Below are 21,799 nucleotides of genomic sequence, written 5' to 3'. Positions count from 1 at the left end.
GCTCTCCGTCTACGCTGGCGGGCGTGAGCGACCGGGTCTGGACGAGCAAGGGTGTTGTGATCCCGGCTGTCCTGAGCCTCGCGTGCGCCTCGGCAGGCCTCCTGGCCTGGGCGGGCGCGAGCGCCGGGGCCCAGGTCAGCGAGGCGAGCGTCACGACTCTCGAGGCGCCGAGCATCGCGACCGACGCGCCCGCTCAGCCTCTTGTCACGCCCTATCTCGCGGCGACGTCGCTCGACTCCGGTGTCGGGACGTCCGGCTCGGGAGTCGCTCGCGCCTGGGTGTCGGACATGGCCGCCCGTACGGGGATCGGCGACGTCGCCCTTGCCGCGTACGCCGGCGCCGCGCTCCGGATCGGCACGGAACAACCCACCTGCACCCTCGGATGGACCACGCTGGCTGCCATCGGCTGGGTCGAGTCGCAGCACGGCACGATCGACGGCAACGCACTGCTGCCCGACGGCACCACCCGTACCCCGATCCTCGGCCCCGCGCTCGACGGCGGCGACGGCGTCGGCGCCCACCGGGCCCAGAGCGAGGACACCGCCGCCCACGGCAACGCCGAGTGGGACCAGGCCGTCGGCCCGATGCAGTTCATCGGCTCCACGTGGCGCCGGTGGGGTGCTGACGGCGACGACGACGGACGCACCGACCGTACGGACATCGACGACGCCGCGTACGCCGCGGCCCGCTACCTGTGCGCGGACGGACACGACCTGGCCACAGGCCCGGGGTGGACTGCCGCCGTCAGGTCGTACAACCACTCCGACGCCTACGTCGCCTCGGTGCTCGCCACCGCCGACGACTACGGCGCACGCGTGGGCTGACGCGTACGACCAGGGTCGGGTACCCCAGCGAACCTCAGGACACCCGACGGTGCACAGTCGGGGAAGGGTGCGTTCGCTGGGGTACCCCAGCGAACGCACCCTCGACCGACGCAGGTGACGTCAGCGCGTTCCGGCCTCCACCGGCTCCTTCGGCTTCTGGGCCTCGAGGCGCTTCGTGAGCTGGTCGCCCTCGATGTCGAGGTTCGGGATCAGCCTGTCGAGCCACTTCGGCAGCCACCACGCCGACTTGCCGACGATCGCCATGAACGCCGGGATCAGCGTCATGCGGACCAGGAACGCGTCGGCCAGGATGCCGAAGGCGAGCCCGAAGCCGATCGGCTTGATCATCGCCATCGGGCTGATGATGAAGCTGCCGAACACCGAGATCATGATGATCGCGGCCGCGGTGACGACGCGGGCACTGTGGCTGAACCCGGAGACCACCGAGGCATTCGCCTCGCCGGTGTGGACGTAGTCCTCTCGCATCCGCGACACCAGGAATACCTGGTAGTCCATCGCGAGTCCGAACAAGATGCCCACCATGAGCAGCGGCAGGATGCTGATGATCGGACCGGGGGTGTCCACACCGAAGATGTCCGAGAGCCAACCCCACTGGAAGACCGCCACCGTGGCGCCGAGGGCGACACCGATCGTCAGCAGGAAGCCGACGACCGCCGACAGCGGCACCAGGATCGAGCGGAACACCAGGATCAGCAAGATGAACGCCAGCCCGACCACGAGCGCGAGGTAGACCGGCAGGGCGTCGGCGAGCTTCTCCGACACGTCCACCGACACGGCCGTCTGGCCGCTGACCAGGACCTCGGCACCGGTGTCGTCCTGGATGCCTCCCACCGCGTCACGGATCTCGGCCACCAAGTCCTGCGTCTCGGCGTCGGCCGGCCCGCTCTTGGGGATCACGGTGATCGTGGCGAGGTCGGCACCAGGAATCACCTGGCCGGGTACGACCGTGGCGACGTCGGTGTCGATGCCCTCGATCGCCTGGGTGGTCGCACCGACGGCGGCCTCCGCATCCTTGGCCTCACGGGTGTCCACCACGACCAGCAGCGGGCCGTTCGCCCCGGCGCCGAAGCTGTCGGAGATGAGGTCGTACGCCTTGCGCTGGGTCGTGTCCGTCGCGGCGGTGCCGTCGTCGGGCAGGGACTCCTGCAGCGACATCACCGGGATCGACGCGATGGCAGCGACCAGCACGCCGAGCACGCCGACGATCCACTTGCGTCGCGAGACGAAGCCCGCCCAGCGGTGCCCCATCGTGGGCTCGCCGGAGTGGTCGTCCGCCTCGGGGTCGTGCTGGCGAAGGCCGGGGATCTTGCCCTTCACGATGCGCCGCTTCGCGAACCCGAACATGGCCGGGACCAGCGTCAGCGCGATGAGCACGGCGATCGCCACCGTGGCGGCGGCCGCGAGACCCATCTCGGTGAGGATGGAGATGTTGACGACCGCCAGGCCCGCGAGGGCGATGACGACGGTGATGCCGGCGAAGACCACGGCGCTTCCGGCGGTCCCGACGGCGCGACCCGCCGCCTCCTCCGGGTTACGGCCGATCATCACCTCGTGGCGATAGCGCGACACGATGAACAGCGCGTAGTCGATGCCGACCGCGAGCCCGAGCATGGTCGCGAGGATCGGCGTCGTCGAGCCGAGCGACATGAAGCCGGTGAGGGTCGTGATGCCCGCGATCCCGATGCCGACGCCGATCAGCGCCGTGAGCAGCGGCATGCCGGCCGCGATCAGCGAGCCGAAGGTGATGACGAGGACGACGAGCGCGACCACGATGCCGATGAGCTCGGAGGCCCCTGTCTCCGGGATCTCCATGAGCGCGTCGCCGCCGATCTCGACCGTCATCCCGGCGTCACGCCCGGCCTCTGGCGCCTCCTCCAGCGCCTCTACCTGCGCTTCGGTGAGGTCGATCGACTGCGTGTCGTACGTGATCGTCGTGTAAGCGACGGTCTGGTCCGGCGACACCTGCTTCGCCTGGAACGGATCGACGGCGCTGACCACACCCTCCTCGGCGCCCAGCGACTCGACCGTCTCGCCGATCACGCCGGCGTACTCCGGGTCGGTGACCTTCGAGCCCTCCGGCGCCTGGAAGACGATGCGCGCCGTGGCGCCGTCCGCGGCCGCGTCGGGGTTGCGCTCCTTCATCAGGTCGAACGCCTCGACGGACTCCAGGCCCGGCATCGAGAAGTTGTCGGAGGTCTTGCCAGACAGCGTCGCCGCGCCGGTGCCGGCGAGGATGAGCGCGGTCAGCCACGCGGCGAGGACGCCCTTGCGATGACGGAACGCCCACCGTCCGAGGCGGTAGAGGTACCAGGACACGGTGTCTCCTGTGGGTCGTGCGCCCGCGGGCGCGTGGTGGGTCAGGGTGTGGGAGAGGTGACGCCGAGTGCCGGCAGCAGCACGGCGTCGAGGATCTCGACGAAGAAGTCTGGTCCGCACTGCTCGTTGGTGAGTGCGTCACGGAGGATCGCCGGCCCGATGAGGACCGGGACGACCAGCGGGATGGCGGGGTTGTCGGCCCTCACTTCGCCCCGTGCGATCGCACGGTCGACGACCGTGGTGACGATCTGCACCCGCGACGCGACCACGCGGTCGCTGAACGACTGCGCGAGGGACGGGTGCGTCTTGCAGGCATGGAGGATCGCGGCGGCGAGCGCGATGTCCGGGTCTTCGTCACGCGGCAGTGCCTCGATGAGCGCGAGGAGGTCACCGCGCAGGGAACCGGTGTCGACGCTCTGGGGCACGACCGGCACATCGGCGTCGATCGCGGCGATGACCAGGGCTTCCTTGCTCCCCCACTGCCGATAGAGCGTGGCCTTGCTGGAGCGAGTCTCCTCGGCGACCTTGTCCATCGTCAGCTTGTCGTAGCCGACCTCGGCCAGCAGGCGCAGCGTGGCGGCGTACAGCTCGTCCGTGCGCTCGGGGGTCAGTCGACTGCTCACGCGGTACGGGCTCCTGCTCAATCGAAACGAAACGGTTTCGTTCTGATGTTAGGTCGGGCCTCGCCAGAACCGCAGCGCGCTGGACGTGGCCTCGCTCACACCGGGCCGCCAGGTAGCGTCGAGGTATGGCCGACCTCGCGACCTCCCTCCGCACCGCCCTCGACGGCCCGTACGCCACCGCGCGCGACACCGCGCGCGACCAGCTGGCGGCGACCGGCGTCCTCACCGACCCGACGCTCTCCCTGGACGAGCAACGCGCCACCATCCGCGAGGCGCTCAAGGGCCTTGCCTCGAGCGGACTGTCCGCAGCCGGCTTCGCCACCGCGCACGGCGGCACCGGCGACATCGCCGCGACGCTGGTCGGGTTCGAGATGCTCGTCCACTCCGACGTGTCGCTGATGGTGAAGGCCGGGGTCCAGTGGGGCCTGTTCGGCGGTGCCATCGAGAACCTCGGCACCGACCGCCACCACGCCGCGTACCTTCCCGACGTCATCAGCGGCGACCTCCTCGGCTGCTTCGCGATGACCGAGACCGGGCACGGCAGCGACGTGCAGAGCCTGGAGACGACGGCGACGTACGACCCGACGACGGGCGAGTTCGTCGTCGACTCCCCCACGCCGACCGCCCGCAAGGACTACATCGGCGGGGCGGCGCACGACGCGACGCTCGCTGCCGTCTTCGCCCAGCTCGTCACCGCCGCGCCGGGTGAGACGCCGGAGTCGAAGGGCGTCCACTGCCTGCTGGTGCCGATCCGCGACGCCGAGGGCAACGATCTCCCTGGCGTCACCACCTCGGACTGCGGGGTCAAGGGCGGCCTCAACGGCGTCGACAACGGCCGGATCGTCTTCGACCAGGTCCGCGTGCCGCGCCAGAACCTGCTCGACCAGTACGCATCGGTGGCCGAGGACGGCACGTACTCCTCCCCCATCGACAACCCGAACCGCCGCTTCTTCACGATGCTGGGCACCCTCATCCGCGGCCGGGTGAGCATCGCGGGCGCGAGCGGCGCGGCAGCGCGGCACGCACTGGCGCTGGCCGTCCGGTACGCGCTGCAGCGGCGCCAGTTCGGCGCACCCGGGAGCGACGGCGAGGTGCTGCTGATGGACTACCGCACCCACCAGCGCCGCCTGCTCCCCGCGCTCGCCCGCGCGTACGCCCTGCAGACCGCACAGAACGATCTCGTCGCCACCCTGGCGCGGATCCAGGGCGGCGGCAGTCCCGCAGACCCGGAGGAGCAGCGCGAGCTCGAGGCGCTGGCCGCCGGCGTGAAGGCGTACGCGTCCTGGCACGCGACCGCGACGATCCAGGAGAGCCGCGAGGCGTGCGGCGGCGCCGGCTACCTGGCCGCGAACCGTCTCACCTCGCTCAAGGCCGACACCGACGTCTTCACCACCTTCGAGGGCGACAACACCGTGCTGATGCAGCTCGTCGGCAAGGAGCTGCTGACCGGGTACGCCGACGAGGTGCGCGGGCTCGACCCGGTCGGGATGGTGTCGTTCGCGGTGTCCAATGCCGCCGAGGTCGTGCTGGAGCGTACGCCGGTGGCACCGCTGGTCGCCCGGCTGCGCGACGCGACCAGGCGCGAGGGAGACGAACCCGACCTGCTCGACCGCGGGACGCAGCTCAGCCTGCTCACCGACCGCGAGGAGCACCTGCTGGAGACGCTGGCGCGCCGTATGCAGGCGGCACGCAAGGCCTCGAGCGAGGAGGCGTTCGATGCGTTCAACCGCGCTCAGGACCACCTCGTCCACCTGGGACGCGCGCACGTGGAGCGCGTCGTGCTGGAGTCGTTCGTCACCGTCGTCGGCGAGGTCGAGGACGACGAGACGCGCCAGGTCCTCGACGCGCTCTGCGACCTCTACGCCCTGAGCGTCGTCGAGCAGGACAAGGCATGGTTCCTCGAGCACCGCCGGCTGTCCATCAGCCGGGCGAAGAACGTGACGACGTCCGTCAACGCCCTCTGCGGGCGGCTGCGCCCGTACGCCGGCGACCTCGTCGACGCCTTCGGCATCCCCGACGGCCTGCTCGAGGTCGAGATGCTCGGCTAGGAACGGGCGGTCATCGGTCCGCGCGGTCGAGGCGTAGCCGCTCGGGCGTGTGCAGCCGCACCATCGTGCGGGCGACATTTGACGGCCGGCGGTGCTGGGTCGCGAGCGACACCACCACCATCGCGGTGAACGCGAGCGGCACCGACCACGCCGCAGGCCGCGACAGCAGGAGGTCGAGCCAGCCGTCGTCGGTCCCCCGGACGATCGTCGCGACAACCGCGCCGCCCGCCCCGAGGCCGCCGGCGAGCATCCCCGCAACCGCGCCGGCAGCCGTGAGGCGACGCCACCAGATCCCGAGGACGAGCAGCGGGCAGAACGTCGAAGCCGCCACCGCGAACGCGAACCCGACCGAGCTCGCCACCGCGATCTGGTCCGAGGCGAGGGCGAGACCGAGCGGGAACGCCGTCCCGACGACCGCGCCCGCCCGGACGGCGGCGACCGGTCCGAGTGCGCGACGGCCGAGCGATCCCTGGGCGAGCACACCCGCGACCGACATCGTCAGTCCCGAGGACGTCGACAGGAAGGCGGCGAACGCCCCCGCCGTCAGCAGCGCACCGAGCACGTCGCCGAGCGTCCCGCCGATGACGCGCAGCGGCAGCTCGAGGACGACGATGTCGCTGCTGTCGGTCCCGGCCAGGTCTCCGGCGTACACGCGACCGATCACCCCGTACGCCGTCGGCAGCAGGTAGAACGCACCCAGCAGCGCCAGCACGATCAGCGTCGTCCGGCGCGCGGCCCGGCCGTCGGGGTTCGTGTAGAAGCGCACGACGACGTGCGGCAGGCCCATCGTGCCGAGGAACGTGGCGACGATGAGCGAGTACGTCCCGTACAGGGCGAGCGAGGTGTTGTCCCCCGACATCGGCGACAACCAGGCCCCCGTGGCGCCCGCGCCGGACGGGGTGGGGCGACCGTCCTCGGTCCACGCGTGGAGGAGGAAGACGAGCGGGACGAGCAGCGCGGTGAGCTTCAGCCAGTACTGGAAGGCCTGGACGAACGTGATGCTCCGCATGCCTCCGGAGACGACGTTGACGACGACGATCGCCGCGACCAGCACCGACCCGGCCCAGGTCGGCGCCCCGGTGACGGTGTGGAGGACCAGACCGGCCCCTTGGAACTGCGGCATGAGGTAGAGCCACCCGATCACCACCACCAGCACGCTCGCCACGGCACGGGCGACGCTCGACTGGACACGGATCTGGGTGAAGTCCGGCAGCGTGTAGGCCCCGGAGCGGCGCAGCGGCGCGGCCACGAACGCGAGGAGCACGAGATAGCCCGCGGTCCAGCCGACGGGGAACCACAGCATGTCCGCGCCGAAGGTGAGGACGAGCCCGGCGATGCCGAGGTACGAGGCCGCGGAGAGGTACTCCCCTCCGATCGCCGAGGAGTTCCAGAGCGGGCTCACCGACCGCGAGGCGACGTAGAAGTCCGAGGTCGTCCTGCTGAAGCGCAGCCCGAACAGCCCGATCCCCAGCGTCAGCAGCGCCACCGCGGTGACGGCGACGGCGGCGTACGAGCTGTTCACGGCCTCTCGACCAGGTCGCTGAACGCCCGCTCGTTGCGCTCAGACGCGCGGACGAACCCCCACCCGACGACGAACAGCAACGGATAGACCGCCACTCCCAGCAGCCACCACGGCAGCGGGACCGAAGCGACCGTGACGGTCTCGAGGCCGGACAGCACGAAGAGCAGCGGCAGGCTCCCGACGAGGAGGACCAGCAGGGCAGCGACCGCGAGCGCGAGCCGCAGCTGGGAGCGGACGAGCGAGCGCATGTAGACCTCGCCGATCGCGGTGTCCTCGTCGATCTCCTGCTCGACCGTCCGGCGCCGGTGCGGGCGTGCCGTGGTGTGCGGGCTGGCGATCCGGACCCGCGAGGGCGCCTCGTCGGGCGCCACCTCAGCCGCCGCCGGTGCGGGCGCGCTGCTGCACGAGATCGCGGAGGTCGCGGGTGTGGCGGCGCGCGACTTGGAGCTCGACGTACGGAGGGCCGCCCGCGTCGACGAGGACCGAGCAGCGCCCGGAGACCGTCCGTACCTCGTGGACCCGTGCGGACGATACGAGCAGACTCCGGTGGATCCGGACGAACCCGGCCGGCGCCCAGTCGTGCTCGAGCGTCGTCAGCGGCGTACGGAGCAGGTGGCTCTCGCCCTCGGTGGTGTGGAGGCGGACGTAGTCGCCCTGCGCCTCCGCGTACGCGACGCTGGAGCGGGGGACGAACCGGGTGACCCCGGCGAGCTCGACCGCGACGACCTCGTCGTCGGAAACCGGCGTCACGGGTTGGGGAGAGCGCGCGCCCACCACGCGGCGTACGGACTCGCGCAGGCGCTCCTCGGCGACCGGCTTGAGGACGTAGTCGACGGCGTCGAGGTCCCACGCGCCGACGGCGTGGTCCTCGTGGGCGGTGACGAACACAACCTTGGGCTGGGTGCGGAACCGCGCCAGGACCCGGGCGACCTCCAGCCCCGAGAGCGCGGGCATCGCGATGTCGAGGAACACGGCGTCGACCGGGTCGGACTCCAGCGCGCGGAGCACGTCAGCGCCGGACCCGACCGCGCGGACCTGGCTCACGCGCTCGTCTTGGCCGAGCAGATAGACCAGCTCGTCGAGGACTGGCTGCTCGTCGTCGGCGACGAGGACGCGGAGACCCATGGCGCACGAGTCTAGGCCGCACCTGTGGTCCCCGTCACGCACCGACTCAGCGGGAGGCACCGGGGGCGTACTTCGGCACCCGGACGCTCACCTTCGTCCCGGCGCCGGGTGCCGTCTCGATGACGATCCCGTACGCGTTGCCGTAGACCGTGCGCATCCGCTCGTCCACGTTGCCCAGACCCACGGAGTCGGTGGACGGGTCGCCCGCCAGTGCACGGCGTACGCGGTCCGGCTCCTCCCCCACCCCGTCGTCCTCGATCGTGATCACGGCCTCGTTGCCCGCATCTCGCGCGATCACGACCACGTTGCCGCCGCCCGCCTTGCGCTCGAGGCCGTGCCGGACTGCGTTCTCGACCAGCGGCTGGATCGAGAGGAACGGCAGCGTCACGCTCAGCACCTCCGGCGCGACCTGGACCGTGACGTGCAGCCGGTCGCCGAAGCGCGCCTTCTCCAGCACCAGGTAGCGCTCGATCGACCGCAGCTCGTCGGCCAGCGTCGTGAACTCGCCGTGCCGCCGGAACGAGTAGCGGGTGAAGTCGGCGAACTCCAGCAGCAGCTCGCGCGCCCGCTCGGGATCGGTCCGGACGAACGACGCGATCGCGCCCAGCGAGTTGTAGACGAAGTGCGGCGAGATCTGCGCCCGCAGCGCCCGCAGCTCGGCCTCCATGAGCGCCGTGCGTGACTTGTCGAGCTCGGCGAGCTCGAGCTGGCTCGACACCCACCGCGCGACCTCGGTCGTCGCTCTCGCCAGGCCCGCCGACGCGGTGGGCGAGCTGACGACGACGGCACCCACCACGGCGTCCTCGACGGTCAACGGGGCGACGATCGCGTGAGGATAGGTGGCCCGCGGCGTGCTGAACGCCTGCGTCGTCCCGGCCGAGATCACCTCGCGGGCCAGCTCCATGACGTCGGTGAGACGCTGACGCGGGCCGTCGGTCGCGAGCACCCGCTCGGTGTCGGTGAGGGCGACGGCCGGCGCTCCGAGGAGGGTGCGCAGGTGCTTGAGCGCCTTCTCAGCGCTGCCCTCGTCGAGACCGCGACGCAGTGCCGGCGCCGCCAACGACGCGGTGTGCAAGGTCTCGTACGTCGCACGGTCTTCGGCGGACCCGAGCGAACGGCGCGACCACGGCGTCCTCACGCGAGCGCCTTCTCCAGACGCACGAGCGTCCCCCACGGCTCCTCGAACGCACGCTCACCGCGCTCGACGAAGCCGCGGTCCCGGTAGTACGTCCGCAGCGCAGCGTTGGCCGCGGCCGTGTCGAGGCGCAGGTATGCCCGCCCCGCCTCGCGGGCACGCGCCTCCGCCCACTCCAGCAGCACCACGCCGAGCCCGCGTCCGCGGTGGAGCCGCCGCACCATCAGCCCGTGCACGTACAGCGCGTCTCCGGAGCCCGGTGCGACGAGGTCGTCCCAGATCTCGGGGTCGTCCTCGAGGATCCGGACGGTGGCGTTGAGCGCACCGTCGTCACGCAGGACCCACCACTGCCCGGCCGCGATCTGGTCGCGCACCGTCGGCACGTCGACCTCGCCAGGCTGCCACTGGTCGATGCCGGCGGACGCCTGCCAGCGAGCGAGCGCGTCACGCAGGGACACGATGGCAGCGGCGTCGAGGACGTACGCACGGGAGGGGATCACGCGCCTCAGCGTAGGACGACCGCGGCCGCAGGTCGACCGTTCGCTAGGCGCCCATCACGGCGGGGATCGTCGCGGTCCACGTCTCGCGCAGCTCGGAGATTGGCACCGTGAACTGTCCCTCGACGGACAGTGCCTCGCCGCCGGTGGTCCCGATCTGTGCGACCGGCACCCCGTACGAGCCGGCGAGCGCTGTGAATGCGTCCACACGCTCGGGCGACACGGTGACCAGCGCCCGCGCCGTCGACTCGGAGAAGAGCCCGACGAACGCGTCGCCGTCGAGCGCGACCGTGGCGCCGACGCCGTTGCGGATCGCTGCCTCGGCGAGCGCGATCGCGAGCCCGCCGTCCGACAGGTCGTGCGCGGCCGTGGCCAGGCCCTGCTTGGCGACGTCGACCATCAGGTCGGCCAGCGCCTTCTCTGCAGCCAGATCGACCTGCGGCGGAAGGCCGCCGAGGTGGTCGTGGGCGACCTGCGACCACGCCGATCCGTCGAGCTCGTCGCGGGTAGTCCCGAGGACGAGCACGGCGTCGCCCTCGGAGGAGAACCCCTGCTTGATGCGCTTGGTGACGTCCTCGACCACGCCCAGGACGCCGACCACGGGCGTGGGGAGGATCGCCGTCTCGCCGGTCTGGTTGTAGAACGACACGTTGCCGCCCGTGACCGGGATGCCGAGCACCTCGCACGCGTCCTTCAGCCCCGACGTGGCGCGCTCGAACTGCCACATGACCGCCGGGTCCTCGGGCGAGCCGAAGTTGAGGCAGTCCGTGACGGCCAGCGGCAGCCCGCCGGAGACACCGACGTTGCGGTACGACTCAGCGAGCGCGAGCTGCGCGCCGGCGTACGGGTCGAGCTTGGCGAACCGTCCGTTGCAGTCGGTCGAGACAGCCACACCGAGGTTGGTCTCGTCGTCGATCCGGATGACACCGGCGTCCTCGGGCTGCGCGAGCACGGTGTTGCCGCGGACGTACCGGTCGTACTGGTCGGTGACCCACGACTTGTCGGCCTGGTTGGGCGAACCGAGCACCCTCAGCACCGTCGTACGGAGCTCGTCGCCGGTCGTCGGCCGCGCAAGGGACGCGGTCGTGTCAGCCTGCAGCGCGTCCTGCCAGTCGGGGCGCGCGTAGGGGCGGTGGTAGGTCGGTCCGTCGTGCGCGACCGACCGCGGCGGCACGTCCACGACGGTCTCGCCGTGCCAGTCGATGACCAGGCGACCGGTCTCCGTGACCTCGCCGACCACGGTCGCCTCGACGTCCCACTTGCGGCAGATGTCCATGAACGCGTCGAGGTGCTGCGGCTCGACCACGGCCATCATGCGCTCCTGCGACTCGCTCATGAGGATCTCCTCCGGCGAGAGCGTCGAGTCGCGAAGCGGCACGGTGTCGAGCTCGACGTGCATGCCGCCGTCGCCCGCGCTGGCCAGCTCGCTCGTCGCGCACGACAGCCCGGCACCGCCGAGATCCTGGATGCCTGCGACGACGCCGGCGTCGAACAGCTCGAGCGTGCACTCGATGAGGAGCTTCTCCATGAACGGGTCACCGACCTGGACGCTCGGGCGCTTCGCGGGACCGCCGCTGGTCGAGCCTGTCGAGGCCTCGAAGGTCTCCGACGCGAGCACCGAGACTCCGCCGATGCCGTCGCCGCCGGTGCGTGCCCCGTACAGGACGACCTTGTTGCCCTCGCCCGAGGCATGGGCGGTGTGGAGCTGCTCGTGGCGCAGGACGCCGACGCAGAGCGCGTTGACGAGCGGGTTGCCGAGATAGGTCTCGTCAAACACGACCTCGCCCCCGATGTTGGGCAGGCCGAGGCAGTTGCCGTAGCCGCCGACGCCCGCGACGATGCCGGGCATCACGCGCTTGGTGTCCGGGGCGTCGAGCGGGCCGAAGCGCAGCGGGTCCATCACGGCGACCGGGCGTGCGCCCATCGCGAGGATGTCGCGGACGATGCCGCCGACGCCGGTCGCCGCACCCTGGTACGGCTCGACGTAGCTCGGGTGATTGTGCGACTCAACCTTGAAGGTGACCGCATAGCCCTGGCCGACGTCGATCACGCCAGCGTTCTCGCCGATGCCCGCCAGCGTCTTGCCCAGCGGCGTCTCCTGCGACAGCTCGCCGAACTTCTTGAGGTGGACCTTGCTCGACTTGTAGGAGCAGTGCTCGCTCCACATCACCGAGTACATCGCGAGCTCGGCACCGGTCGGGCGGCGACCGAGGATCTCGAGGATCTGCTCGTACTCGTCGGGCTTGAGTCCCAGCTCGGCCCACGGCAGCTCCCGGTCAGGAGTGGCGGCGGCATGCTCGACGGTGTCGAGGCGGGTCTGGGGAGTCGGTGCGGTGGCGGCAGGCGCGTCGGTCACGGGACCAGGGTAGTCGTCGCCGCCAGAGGGCTACTCCAGCCAGTCGGTCTCGAACGTGTCGCTGGCGTGGATGTGGGTCGCCCGGTAGCCACCCGGAAGCACGGAGAACTTGTGCGGGGTCTCCGGCGGGACCACGATCACCTGGCCCGCGCGGCCGACGAGCTCGTCGCCGTCGACGGTGAACAGCGCGCTGCCGGCATGGATCACGAAGGTCTCCGCGTACGGATGGGTGTGCAGCCGCGGGCCGCTCCCCTCCACGTCGGTGTCCTCCTGGATGATCGAGATCCCGGCTCCGTACGCCGCGCCCTCGATGTTGTCGGTGGTGGTGACGTCGATCAGGTACATGTCCTCGACGCTAGTCCGACTGCGGCCAGGTGTTCTCCCAGAGCCCGACGATGTTGCCCTCCGGGTCACCGAAGTACGCGGCGTAGCCCATGTCGCCGACCTTCTCCTTCGGGCCGACCACCGCGCCGCCCGCTGAACGGCTCGGTGCCGAGAAAGTCCTTCGACCGTCACCCGGCCGAGCCGCTAGTTTCGACCAGTGGAGATCCGTGACCTCGCTGTCGACGACCTCGACCCCGCCCTCGACGTCCGCTCGCGCTCGTTCGGCCCGCTGTCGGGGGGCGACGTCGACCAGTGGAAGACGATGATGACGCGCGCGATCGGTGCAGGTCGCGTGCTCGCCGCGTACGACGGCGGCACGGTCGTCGCGATCGCCCGCATCAACGCGTTCGGGCAGTGGTGGGGCGGACGACGAGTGCCGATGGCGGGCATCGGCGGGGTGGTCGTGGCCCCTGAGCACCGTGGGTCCGGCGTCGGCCTGGCCCTCATGGAGGCCGTCGTCGGACGCTCCCGTTCACTCGGGTTCACACTCTCCGCGCTGTACCCCGCGACCACTGCCCCCTACCGCCGCGCCGGCTACGAGCTCGCGGGCGTACGCCGCACGGTCGACCTCTCGACCGACGCCCTGCGACGGCTGCCCGGCTCTTCGGTGCCGCTGCGGCGCGGTGGAGCGGAGGACGCGAAGGAGGTCGTGCGGCTCCTCGGCGCCGCCACGCAGGCGCGCGGCGACAGTGGCCCCTTCGACTGGGAGCCGGCCGAGGTCGCGGCCGACCTCGCGGACGACGAGGTGCTGACCTACCTCGCCGACGACGGCGCGCTCCAGTACGGGTTCGCTGGCGACCGCTTTCAGGTCCACGCGATCGGCGCGACGTCGCCCGAGACGCTGCACGCCCTTTGGCGGCTGGTCGGGTCGGGCTCTTCGACGCAGGCGACGACCCGAGTCGCCCTGGGGCCGACCGACCCGGTGTTCTGGATGCTCGCCGACAACGAGATCGCGGCCGCCGCGAGCCAGTGGTGGATGCTCCGGCTGGTCGACGCGGCCGCTGCGGTCGCGGAGCGTGGGTTCCCGGTCGGGCTCACCGTCGAGGTGCCGCTCACGCTCTCCGACCCGCTCGACGCCGCAGGCTCAGGGACGTTCGTGCTCGCGGTCTCAGGCGGCCGCGGAGTCCTGCGTCGTTCGGACGGCCCGGGAGGCATCGCGCTCGGCCCACGCGGCGCAGCGGCGCTGTTCGCAGGGACGCCGGTGTCGACCCTGCGGGCGTCGGGGCTCGCCGAGGACGGCGATCCGTCCAACGACGCGCTGCTCGACGCCGCCTTCGCGGCGACGCCGTTCATGACCGACTACTTCTGAGGACGGACGGTCAGGCCTTCGGCTGAGTCGCCTTCCAGGCGCGGAAGCCCTCCTCGGTCGCGCCCTGCCGCCAGTAGCCCGACAGCGACAGGCGCTCGCGCGGGACGCCACGCTCGGTGAGGAGGTACGAGCGGAGCTGCTTGAGCAGACCGGCCTCACCGTGGACGAACACCTGGGGCGCTCCTGGCGGCCACTCGTCGGCGCGTACGGCATCGGCGATCAGCGTCGTGCTCCCGGGAGCGGCGCCGTCGCGGTGGAGCCAGGTGAGCGTCACGTCGGCCTCGCTGACGACCGGCTGCTCGTCGGCGGGCCCGTCGACCTCGACGTAGGCGTGCACGCGCGCACCGGCCGGCATCGCCTCGAGCGCGGCCTGGATCGCGGGCAGTGCTGCCTCGTCTCCGGCGACGAGGTGCCAGGGCGCGATCGGGTCGGGCGAGTAGGCGCCACCGGGACCCAACGCGTGCAGTGTGTCTCCGACCTTGGCCGTAGCGGCCCACGGCCCCGCCACACCGGAATCGCCATGGAGCACGAAGTCGATCGTGATCCGCCCGTGCTCCAGGTCGATCGCCCGCAGCGTGTATGTGCGGACCGTCGGCTGCGCTTCGGGCGGGTAGGACTCCTTGACGAAGTCGAGGTCGAGCGGATCGGGGTAGTCCACACCCTCGGTGAGGAAGACCAGCTTGACGTACGAGTCGGAGAATCCGCCGAACTTGCGGGCGAACTCGTCGAACTGGTGACTCGAGAAGACCACACGCTGCATGTGCCGGGTGAGTCGCTCGCTGGCGACGACCTCGAACCTGAGGGGCGTACGGCGCCCCCGTGCTGCGGATGACTCCGGCTGCGCCGTGATGCTCATATCAGGCAACCCTAACCGCACCCGTCAAGTGCCCTCGCGCGCGTCCGGACGGTCGACTCTGAAGAGCACGTGCCGGTGCAACGGCGACTCCACCGGCAGGGTCGGGTGGTCGAACTCGGCCGCGAGCACCATCCCGAGGCGCCGCATGACGGCCTGCGAGCGAACGTTGGTGCGGGCGGTGAAGGACCACACGCGGTCGAGCCCGGCCGAGCCGAACGCGTGTGCGAGCGCCGCACGTGCGGCCTCGGTGGCATAGCCGCACCCCCAGGCTTCGTACGAGAGTCGCCAGCCGACCTCTGTGCCTGGGGGCTCACCAGCAGCCAGGATCCCCGGCGGGACAGGGTTGAGACCGGTGAATCCGAGGAACCTCCCTGACGCGCGCTCCTCAAGCGCCCACAGGCCGTACCCCTGCGCGGCCATCCGGTCCATGATCCGGTCGACCATCGCGTCGGACTGCTCCCGCGTCAGCGCGCTCGGGAAGTGCTCCATCACGCGAGGATCGGCGTTGAGCGCGGCGAACGCCGGACGGTCGTCGTCGGTCCAGCCCCGCAGGATCAGCCGTGCCGTCGTCAGCACGACCGGCGCGGCGCCGGTCACGGGAGCAGGTCTTGACCGATCGGACCCGGGTTGTACGCGATCTCCCAGGCGAACCCGTCAGGGTCGACGACGTAGCCGCTGTAGCCGCCCCACTCCCGCTCGGCACCAGCCGAACGGAGCGTCGCACCTGCGGCCACAGCCTCCTCGATGACCTCGTCGACGTCGGCGGGAGAGGCGACGTTGTGGGCGAGGGTGAGCGGTGGGACCCCCGTGCCACTGGCGATCGGGCCGACCTCGGCCTCGAAGGCCACCCGGTCCCACAACGAGAGGACGAGACGCTCCCCGACCCGGAGCATGAGCACCTCACCGGGGACGTACAGGCTCTCCTGCCACCCCAGGCCGTCGACGAAGAACGCACGGCTGCGGGCGACGTCGGCGACCGCGAGGGTGATAAAGCTCAGACGTTGGTCCATGTCGGCAGCCTAGGGCTCGGCACCGTCAGGCAAAGGTCAGAACGAGAAGCGCCACGTTGAGCGCGATGACAAGGCCGGCGATGACCGCCGCGACAGCCGTGGTCACACGGCGGTTCACCCACTCCCCCATCACCGACCGGCGCGCCGTCAGCCACAGCAGCGGGACGAGCGCGAAGGGGATGCCGACCGACAGCACGACCTGGGACACCACCAGCGCCCACGACGGCTCGATCCCGAGGGCAAGCACGATCAGCGCAGGGATCACGGTGACGATCCGGCGCGCCACCAGCGGGACCCGCCGACGCAGCAGCCCGTGCATCACCTCGGCCCCTGCCGCGCAGCCGACCGACGTCGACGCCAGGCCGGAACCGAGCAGGGCGACCGCGAACAAGAGCGCGACGCCGGTGCCCAGCTCGGAGCTCATCAGCGCGTGCACGCCGTCGAGCGTGTCGGTGCCCTCCTTGCCGGCCAGGCTCGTCGCGGCGGTGAGCAGGAGCGCCAGGTTGAGGGTGCCGGCCACCAGCAGCGCGACGCCGACGTCGATGCGCGTCGCGCCGAGCAGCTCGGCAACCGTCCGGCGCTGGCCGCGGACACCGAGCCGACCCGCGGTCAGACCGGAGTGGAGATAGATGACGTGCGGCATCACGGTCGCACCGATGATCGCCGACGACAGGAGCAGACTCTCCGTCCCCTCGAAACGGGGGACGAGACCCTCGGCGACGGCACCGGCGTCCGGTGGCGCCACGAAGAGGCCGGCGGTGAACCCGGCCGCGATGAGGAGCAGGAACCCGATGACCACGCGCTCGAGGACGCTCTGCCCGAACCGGTCGCCGATGCGCAGGACGACCATCGAGACGACGACCGTGACGACCGCCCCGATCAGCAACGGCAGGTCGAACAGCAGCGACAGCGCGACCGCGCCGCCGACGACCTCGGCGACGTCGGTGGCGATCGCGACGCCCTCGGCCTGCAGCCAGTACGCGAGACGGGCCGGGCGCGGCAGCGTCTCGCCCATGTGCGTGGCCAGCGACTGCCCGGTCACGATGCCGAGCTTGGCGGAGAGGTACTGGACGATCACCGCCATCGCGTTGGCAAGGACGACCACCCACACCAGTGTGTATCCGAAGGTCGCGCCAGCGGTGACGTTGGTCGCGACGTTGCCCGGGTCGACGTAGGCCACGGCCGCCACGAAGGCAGGGCCGAGGAGGCTGACGCTCTTGGGGAGGCGGGGCGCGCGGACGAACACGCCCCCCAGCATGGACCAACGCCGTCTCGGAGGCGACGAGCGTGTCACACCACGACGAACCACGCGCCTCCTGCGCGGACGAGGACGAACACCGCGTTGTGCATCGCGACCGGCGCGTGCGCGAGGTGGCGAGGCTCGACCGTCGCACCGTCTCCCTCGACGAGGGCACCCCGAACCACGACCTCGCGGTACGCGCTCAGCTCACGGGGTTCGAGGTCGTCCAGAAGCCGCCCGAGCCCGTCCTCGCAGCGCTGCAATGCCGTCCCCGTACGGATCGGGAAGCCGTCAGGCGCGGCAACGGAGCAGGCGGCTCCCACGTCACCCTCGCCGAGCGCGTGCAGCATCGTCTCGACGCTGCGCTCGGGCGTCGTCGGGGCGGGTGCCCCGGCCGCCTGTGCGTGCGAGCCGCTCGCACCGATCGTCCCGAGGCTCGTCGTCAGGCTCGCGACCGCGGCCAGCGCGACGCCGGCGACGAGCGCGGCGAGCATCGCCATGGGGCGCGGGAAGGGCTGCTCTCGGTGACGCGGCGCGGTGCCGGTCACGAGGTCGTCACCACCACGTACCAGCGGTCGTCGATCCGTACGAGCTCGAAGAAGCCCTCGTCGAACGGCTGCGTGATCCCAGCGATCCGCTCGCCCGGGATCTCGACGTGCGTCCCCTTCGCTGGGACGTCCGGAACGGAAGCCTGTCGCAGCACCTGGATGGCACCGGGGCGTAGGCCCTCGGCGTATACGCGCATCGTCCTGACGCACTCGGTGAGCGCGTCGCCGTCGACCGGGACGCCGTCCTGCGCGGTGAGCCGGCACGCGTCCTCGTACTCGCGGTTGCCCATCGCCACGAGCATCCTCTCGAGGCTCTCGCCGGGCTCGTCGGCCGGACCTTGGCCCGCACCACCGACGAAACTGAGCGCGGCGATCGCTGACAGGGTGACCGACCACGTCACAAGCTTGGCGACCATCGAGCGGACCCTCCCCGAGCTCGGAATCTCCTACATCGTGGGGGGTCACTCGATCCTCACCCGAGACCGGGCGAGGCGCTACTCGAAGGGCCGGGCGGACCTCAACGCTCGACGACGAGGTCCGCGTACTCGGTGTGCTTCTGCACGTACGAGGCCACGTACGGGCACGTCGGGACGACCTTCAGGCCCTTGGCACGGGCGTCGTCGAGGGCCGCTCTCGCGATGATCGAGGCGAGCCCCTGCCCGCTCAGCTCTGGGCGCACCTCCGTGTGGACGAGCTGCCTCACGCCGGCTCGGGGGTCGCGGTAGACGATCGTGCCGGCGAGCTCACCGTCGACCAGGAGGTCGTACCGCTGGTCCTCGGCGTTGTCGACGACCTCGATGCTGCGAGTGTCCTCAATCATGGCGTCCACCATACTGAGCGCCGTGGCGCTCCTGGAGGTACGAGGTCTGCGACGGCGGTATGCCGAGGTCGACGTCGTGAGCGGTCTCGACCTCGACGTCGACGCCGGGCAGGCGGTCGCGCTGGTCGGCAGCAACGGCAGCGGCAAGTCCACCGTGCTGCGGTGCGTGACCGGTGCCGACGCACCGACCGAGGGCACGGTCACGCTGGACGGCGCGCCGCTCGACGAGCGAGCGGCGCGGGTCCGCGCCGCGCTCGCGATTGTGATGGACGACCTCGACTACTTCCCCGACCTCAGCGTCGTCGAACACCTTGACCTGTTCGCACGGGCCCATCGCGTCAGCGATGCCGAGACGGTCGTCGACGACGTGCTGCGTGACGTCGGGTTGGTGGCGCAGGCGAGCCAGCTGCCCGGCTCCCTGTCCTCCGGTCAGCGTCGGCGGCTCGCCCTGGCCAGCGCGCTGGTACGGCCGCGCCGGCTGCTGATCCTCGACGAGCCCGAGCAGCGGCTCGACGTCGAGGGCGTCGCGTGGCTCGCAGAGCGCCTCCAGCGTGAGAAGGCCGCGGGCACCGCGATCCTCATGGCCAGCCACGAGCCGAGCCTCGTCGACGCCGTCGCCGACCGCGTGATCACTCTCGGGGCCCCGCGCTGAGCACTCACGAGCTCCGTGCACTGCGCGCCGAGATCCGCCACTGGAGACGAGGGCGCGCGTCCGTCCGGCTGGTCGACGCGCTTCAGGACGCCTACGTCGCCGTGTTCGCGACGATCATGCTCGGCGGGATGTTCGTCAACGCGGTCGTCCAGGTCGGTGGCGTCACCGATCAGCTCTGCGCCTCGGCGGCGTGCCGCGACGCCCGCAGCCTCGTGCCCTGGCTCGTCGCTGGCGGCTGCCTGGTCACGATCCTCGTCGTGGCCCGACTGTTCGGTCCGGTGTACGTGACGCCGGCCGACGGCTCGTGGCTCCTGTCGAGCCCGCTCGACCGCGCCTCGCTCCTGCGGCCACGGCTCACGCAGATCCTGCTTGCTGCCACCGTCGTGACGCTCGCGACGGTGGGTGTCGGCGTGGTGCTGGCCGGGACCGCCCTCACCTCCGCCGTCGCGTTCGCCGCCGCGACGTCCCTGCTCGCGACTGCGACCGCGGCAGCGGCCGCGTACGCCCAGGAGCAGGACCGACGCGCGCTGGCCACGGCGTCGCAGTGGGTGCTCGTCGTCGTGCTGTGGTGCGCAGTCCTGTCGATCGCCGTCGGCGAAGCTCCCCGGATGCCGCTGCCCGCGGCGGATCACCCGGCATCGGCCGTCGCCGTGGTTGTGGCGGCGGCCGCAGCCGTCCTCGCCGGTACGGCGGCCTGGCGGCGGCTGGGCCGGCTGCGTCACCGCGACGTCGTCACCGGCGGGGAGCTGACCCCCGGACTGTCGGGTGCACTCGCGACCCTCGACCTCGCCCTCGCGTACGACGTCGTCCTCTCGCACCGCTGGAAGGGGCGCGGCAGCGTACGCGCCCGCCGAGGTGGACCCGGCGGCGCGCTCGCGCTCGTGGGGAGCGACGTCCTGCGGCTGCGTCGCAGCCCGCAGCGGCTCGTGGTGCTGGCGGCGACGGCAGCGGTCCCGTACGCGGCGACCGCTGCCGGTGCGGGACGGTTCGTCGTGCTCGTGGCCGCGACTGCCGGATTCGTTGCGTGCCTGCCGCTGCTGAGCGGCCTGCGGGTGATGGCGCGCGGCCCCTCGCTCGCCCGCGCGATGCCATTCTCGAGCGCGGTCGCCCAGGCGGCGACGGCGGCGGTGCCGACGGTGGCGGCACTGGCGTACGGGATGGCGACGGCGGCGGCGATGCGCCAGGACGTCGCAGCGGACCGTGAGGCTGCGCTGCTGTGCGGGCTCGCAGTAGGCGTCGCCGTCGCGGCCTCGGGGGTGCGCTGGGTGACGCGACGTCCCCCCGACTACAGCAAGCCACTCATCGCGACACCGGCGGGCGCGATCCCGACGAACCTCTACGGGAGCGTGATCGCGGGGTTCGACGTGCTGCTGCTGACGACAACGCCGATGCTGCTCGCCCCGGACCTGCGCGGCGCGTCGGTCTCGCTCGCGCTCGGCGCAGGCGTGTGGGCCTTCTTGGTCAGCCGTTCACCAGCGCGCTGAGCACCGAGGTGAAGAACGGGAGGCCGTCCGTCCCGGGGCCGCAGAGCTCTTCGACAGCGTGCTCGGGGTGCGGCATGAGACCGACGACGTTGCCGCGCTCGTTGGTGATGCCGGCGATGTCGCGCATCGAGCCGTTCGGGTTGTCGTCGAGGTAGCGGGCGACGACGCGCCCCTCCCCCTCGAGAAGGTCCAGGGTGAAGTCGTCGGCGACGAAGCCACCCTCGCCGTTCTTGAGCGGGATCACGATCTCGTCGCCCGCCTCGTACCCGCTGGTCCACGCAGTCGCGGCGTTGTCGATGCGCAGGCGCTGGTCACGGCAGACGAACTTGCGGTGGTCGTTGCGGATCAGTGCACCCGGGAGCAGGTGGGACTCGCACAGGATCTGGAAGCCGTTGCAGATGCCGAGGACGGGCATGCCGCCGTTCGCGGCGTCCACGACCTCGCTCATCACCGGGGCGAAGCGCGCGATCGCCCCGCAGCGCAGGTAGTCGCCGTACGAGAAGCCGCCCGGCAGCACGACCGCGTCGACCGACTTGAGGTCGTGGTCGCCGTGCCAGAGCGCGACTGGCTCGGCACCGGCGAGGCGTACGGCCCGCTGGGCGTCGATGTCGTCGAGCGACCCCGGGAAGGTGACGACGCCGACCCTCATGCGTCGAGCCCGGCCTCGGAGACGGGCTGCTCGATGCGGACCGCAAAGTCCTCGATGACAGGGTTGGAGAGCAGGGTCTCAGCGAGCGTACGGATCTCGGCGAGGCGCTCCTCGGTGATCTCGCCCTCGACCTCGAGCTCGAAGCGCTTGCCCTGCCGGACGTCGGCGACTCCGCCGAAGCCGAGCCGGTCGAGCGCGCCGTGGACGGCCTTGCCCTGGGGGTCGAGGATCTCCGGCTTGGGCATGACGTCGACGACGACACGAGCCACGGTGGCACTCCTTGGGAGGCGGGACGGGATTCCGGGCCAGTCTACCGGCCGCCGTCGCGTCCCCGATTCGGGCGGTTTCCCACCGAGCACCCAGGCGGGAAGGGTGGAGAA

Annotated in this window: 24 protein-coding genes; 5 read left to right on the top strand and 19 right to left on the bottom strand. The window is 71.4% G+C overall.

What is annotated here, in order from left to right:
- Positions 1 to 23 precede the first annotated feature (23 nt).
- Entirely contained in the window at positions 24 to 824 is an 801-nt protein-coding gene (locus tag ACFSDF_RS04050) for a lytic murein transglycosylase (protein ID WP_167006373.1), read from the top strand.
- Positions 825 to 944: 120 nt separating this feature from the next.
- On the opposite strand, the gene ACFSDF_RS04045 is transcribed toward ACFSDF_RS04050, so the two are convergent.
- Both ACFSDF_RS04045 and ACFSDF_RS04040 read right to left on the bottom strand, forming a co-directional pair.
- Entirely contained in the window at positions 945 to 3,161 is a 2,217-nt protein-coding gene (locus tag ACFSDF_RS04045) for an MMPL family transporter (RefSeq protein ID WP_377156291.1), read from the bottom strand.
- 41 nt (positions 3,162 to 3,202) lie between these two features.
- Complete coding sequence (locus ACFSDF_RS04040; protein ID WP_377156289.1) at positions 3,203 to 3,784, bottom strand: TetR/AcrR family transcriptional regulator; 582 nt, start codon at positions 3,782 to 3,784, stop codon at positions 3,203 to 3,205.
- 125 nt (positions 3,785 to 3,909) lie between these two features.
- Here ACFSDF_RS04040 and ACFSDF_RS04035 point away from each other — a divergent pair, with 125 nt between their 5' ends.
- Positions 3,910 to 5,832: an acyl-CoA dehydrogenase family protein gene (locus ACFSDF_RS04035; protein WP_377156287.1), complete on the top strand. Its 1,923-nt coding sequence runs from the start codon at positions 3,910 to 3,912 to the stop codon at positions 5,830 to 5,832.
- Positions 5,833 to 5,842: 10 nt separating this feature from the next.
- Here ACFSDF_RS04035 and ACFSDF_RS04030 read toward each other — a convergent pair whose 3' ends face one another.
- Genes ACFSDF_RS04030 through ACFSDF_RS03995 form a run of 8 tightly spaced genes read right to left on the bottom strand, consistent with a single transcriptional unit; the run spans position 5,843 to position 12,933 of the window.
- Positions 5,843 to 7,354, bottom strand: coding sequence for a sodium/solute symporter (locus ACFSDF_RS04030; protein ID WP_377156285.1), 1,512 nt, complete (start codon positions 7,352 to 7,354; stop codon positions 5,843 to 5,845).
- On the bottom strand, positions 7,351 to 7,725 hold the full coding sequence (locus tag ACFSDF_RS04025; RefSeq protein ID WP_167251376.1) for a hypothetical protein: 375 nt from the start codon (positions 7,723 to 7,725) through the stop codon (positions 7,351 to 7,353). The genes ACFSDF_RS04030 and ACFSDF_RS04025 overlap by 4 nt, the downstream gene beginning before the upstream one ends.
- A 1-nt stretch (position 7,726) precedes the next feature.
- Positions 7,727 to 8,479, bottom strand: a complete 753-nt coding sequence (locus ACFSDF_RS04020; RefSeq protein ID WP_377156283.1) for a LytR/AlgR family response regulator transcription factor — start codon at positions 8,477 to 8,479, stop codon at positions 7,727 to 7,729.
- A gap of 46 nt (positions 8,480 to 8,525) precedes the next feature.
- Positions 8,526 to 9,617, bottom strand: a complete 1,092-nt coding sequence (locus ACFSDF_RS04015) for a sensor histidine kinase (protein ID WP_208322451.1) — start codon at positions 9,615 to 9,617, stop codon at positions 8,526 to 8,528.
- Entirely contained in the window at positions 9,614 to 10,114 is a 501-nt protein-coding gene (locus tag ACFSDF_RS04010; RefSeq protein WP_167006389.1) for a GNAT family N-acetyltransferase, read from the bottom strand. The genes ACFSDF_RS04015 and ACFSDF_RS04010 overlap by 4 nt, the downstream gene beginning before the upstream one ends.
- Before the next feature lie 43 nt (positions 10,115 to 10,157).
- Positions 10,158 to 12,467 carry a phosphoribosylformylglycinamidine synthase subunit PurL gene (gene purL, locus ACFSDF_RS04005; protein ID WP_167006392.1) on the bottom strand — a complete coding sequence of 770 codons (2,310 nt, stop codon included), beginning with the start codon at positions 12,465 to 12,467 and terminating at the stop codon, positions 10,158 to 10,160.
- Between the two features lie 30 nt (positions 12,468 to 12,497).
- Positions 12,498 to 12,812 (bottom strand): cupin domain-containing protein, encoded by a 315-nt coding sequence (locus tag ACFSDF_RS04000; protein ID WP_167006395.1) that lies wholly within the window; start codon positions 12,810 to 12,812, stop codon positions 12,498 to 12,500.
- A gap of 10 nt (positions 12,813 to 12,822) precedes the next feature.
- Entirely contained in the window at positions 12,823 to 12,933 is a 111-nt protein-coding gene (locus ACFSDF_RS03995) for a VOC family protein (protein ID WP_377156280.1), read from the bottom strand.
- Between the two features lie 75 nt (positions 12,934 to 13,008).
- Here ACFSDF_RS03995 and ACFSDF_RS03990 point away from each other — a divergent pair, with 75 nt between their 5' ends.
- Complete coding sequence (locus ACFSDF_RS03990) at positions 13,009 to 14,160, top strand: GNAT family N-acetyltransferase (RefSeq protein WP_167006398.1); 1,152 nt, start codon at positions 13,009 to 13,011, stop codon at positions 14,158 to 14,160.
- A gap of 10 nt (positions 14,161 to 14,170) precedes the next feature.
- On the opposite strand, the gene ACFSDF_RS03985 is transcribed toward ACFSDF_RS03990, so the two are convergent.
- The 7 genes from ACFSDF_RS03985 to ACFSDF_RS03955 all read right to left on the bottom strand — a co-directional run bounded on the left by ACFSDF_RS03985 (position 14,171) and on the right by ACFSDF_RS03955 (position 18,634).
- Positions 14,171 to 15,016 (bottom strand): siderophore-interacting protein, encoded by an 846-nt coding sequence (locus ACFSDF_RS03985; RefSeq protein WP_167006401.1) that lies wholly within the window; start codon positions 15,014 to 15,016, stop codon positions 14,171 to 14,173.
- Positions 15,017 to 15,040: 24 nt separating this feature from the next.
- Complete coding sequence (locus tag ACFSDF_RS03980) at positions 15,041 to 15,613, bottom strand: GNAT family N-acetyltransferase (RefSeq protein WP_377156277.1); 573 nt, start codon at positions 15,611 to 15,613, stop codon at positions 15,041 to 15,043.
- Positions 15,610 to 16,026: a VOC family protein gene (locus ACFSDF_RS03975; RefSeq protein WP_167251372.1), complete on the bottom strand. Its 417-nt coding sequence runs from the start codon at positions 16,024 to 16,026 to the stop codon at positions 15,610 to 15,612. The genes ACFSDF_RS03980 and ACFSDF_RS03975 overlap by 4 nt, the downstream gene beginning before the upstream one ends.
- Before the next feature lie 25 nt (positions 16,027 to 16,051).
- Positions 16,052 to 17,272, bottom strand: a complete 1,221-nt coding sequence (locus tag ACFSDF_RS03970; RefSeq protein ID WP_243843052.1) for an Nramp family divalent metal transporter — start codon at positions 17,270 to 17,272, stop codon at positions 16,052 to 16,054.
- Between the two features lie 44 nt (positions 17,273 to 17,316).
- On the bottom strand, positions 17,317 to 17,814 hold the full coding sequence (locus tag ACFSDF_RS03965) for a hypothetical protein (RefSeq protein WP_377156274.1): 498 nt from the start codon (positions 17,812 to 17,814) through the stop codon (positions 17,317 to 17,319).
- A complete protein-coding gene (locus tag ACFSDF_RS03960; protein ID WP_377156272.1) occupies positions 17,811 to 18,230 on the bottom strand; it encodes a hypothetical protein in 420 nt (139 codons plus the stop codon). Before ACFSDF_RS03960 ends, ACFSDF_RS03965 begins: the two co-directional genes overlap by 4 nt.
- Positions 18,231 to 18,331: 101 nt before the next feature.
- Positions 18,332 to 18,634: a GNAT family N-acetyltransferase gene (locus ACFSDF_RS03955; RefSeq protein WP_167006416.1), complete on the bottom strand. Its 303-nt coding sequence runs from the start codon at positions 18,632 to 18,634 to the stop codon at positions 18,332 to 18,334.
- On the opposite strand from ACFSDF_RS03955, the gene ACFSDF_RS03950 reads away from it, so the two are divergent.
- Positions 18,633 to 19,286: an ABC transporter ATP-binding protein gene (locus ACFSDF_RS03950; protein WP_167006419.1), complete on the top strand. Its 654-nt coding sequence runs from the start codon at positions 18,633 to 18,635 to the stop codon at positions 19,284 to 19,286. The two genes, ACFSDF_RS03955 and ACFSDF_RS03950, sit on opposite strands and share 2 nt — an antisense overlap.
- Positions 19,287 to 19,387: 101 nt before the next feature.
- The gene (locus ACFSDF_RS03945) at positions 19,388 to 20,770 is read left to right on the top strand and encodes a DUF6297 family protein (protein ID WP_377156269.1); all 1,383 of its coding nucleotides are present in this window, start codon (positions 19,388 to 19,390) and stop codon (positions 20,768 to 20,770) included.
- Here the strand turns inward: ACFSDF_RS03945 and purQ are convergent.
- The gene (gene purQ / locus ACFSDF_RS03940; protein WP_167006424.1) at positions 20,748 to 21,419 is read right to left on the bottom strand and encodes a phosphoribosylformylglycinamidine synthase subunit PurQ; all 672 of its coding nucleotides are present in this window, start codon (positions 21,417 to 21,419) and stop codon (positions 20,748 to 20,750) included. The two genes, ACFSDF_RS03945 and purQ, sit on opposite strands and share 23 nt — an antisense overlap.
- The gene (gene purS / locus ACFSDF_RS03935; RefSeq protein ID WP_167006427.1) at positions 21,416 to 21,688 is read right to left on the bottom strand and encodes a phosphoribosylformylglycinamidine synthase subunit PurS; all 273 of its coding nucleotides are present in this window, start codon (positions 21,686 to 21,688) and stop codon (positions 21,416 to 21,418) included. Before purS ends, purQ begins: the two co-directional genes overlap by 4 nt.
- Between the last annotated feature and the right edge of the window lie 111 nt (positions 21,689 to 21,799).

The organism is Mumia zhuanghuii, assembly GCF_042681565.1.
Taxonomy (GTDB): Bacteria; Actinomycetota; Actinomycetes; order Propionibacteriales; family Nocardioidaceae; genus Mumia.
This window is presented reverse-complemented; position numbering and strand designations above follow the sequence as displayed.

Excerpts from the sequence above, each read along its gene's own strand:
- ACFSDF_RS04035 (WP_377156287.1), top strand. The coding sequence starts at position 3,910 with ATGGCCGACCTCGCGACCTCCCTCCGCACCGCCCTCGACGGCCCGTAC.
- ACFSDF_RS04020 (WP_377156283.1), bottom strand. The coding sequence starts at position 8,479 with ATGGGTCTCCGCGTCCTCGTCGCCGACGACGAGCAGCCAGTCCTCGAC.
- ACFSDF_RS04000 (WP_167006395.1), bottom strand. The coding sequence starts at position 12,812 with ATGTACCTGATCGACGTCACCACCACCGACAACATCGAGGGCGCGGCG.
- ACFSDF_RS03985 (WP_167006401.1), bottom strand. The coding sequence starts at position 15,016 with ATGAGCATCACGGCGCAGCCGGAGTCATCCGCAGCACGGGGGCGCCGT.
- ACFSDF_RS03975 (WP_167251372.1), bottom strand. The coding sequence starts at position 16,026 with ATGGACCAACGTCTGAGCTTTATCACCCTCGCGGTCGCCGACGTCGCC.
- ACFSDF_RS03960 (WP_377156272.1), bottom strand. The coding sequence starts at position 18,230 with ATGGTCGCCAAGCTTGTGACGTGGTCGGTCACCCTGTCAGCGATCGCC.
- ACFSDF_RS03950 (WP_167006419.1), top strand. The coding sequence starts at position 18,633 with ATGGCGTCCACCATACTGAGCGCCGTGGCGCTCCTGGAGGTACGAGGT.
- ACFSDF_RS03955 (WP_167006416.1), bottom strand. The coding sequence starts at position 18,634 with ATGATTGAGGACACTCGCAGCATCGAGGTCGTCGACAACGCCGAGGAC.
- purQ (WP_167006424.1), bottom strand. The coding sequence starts at position 21,419 with ATGAGGGTCGGCGTCGTCACCTTCCCGGGGTCGCTCGACGACATCGAC.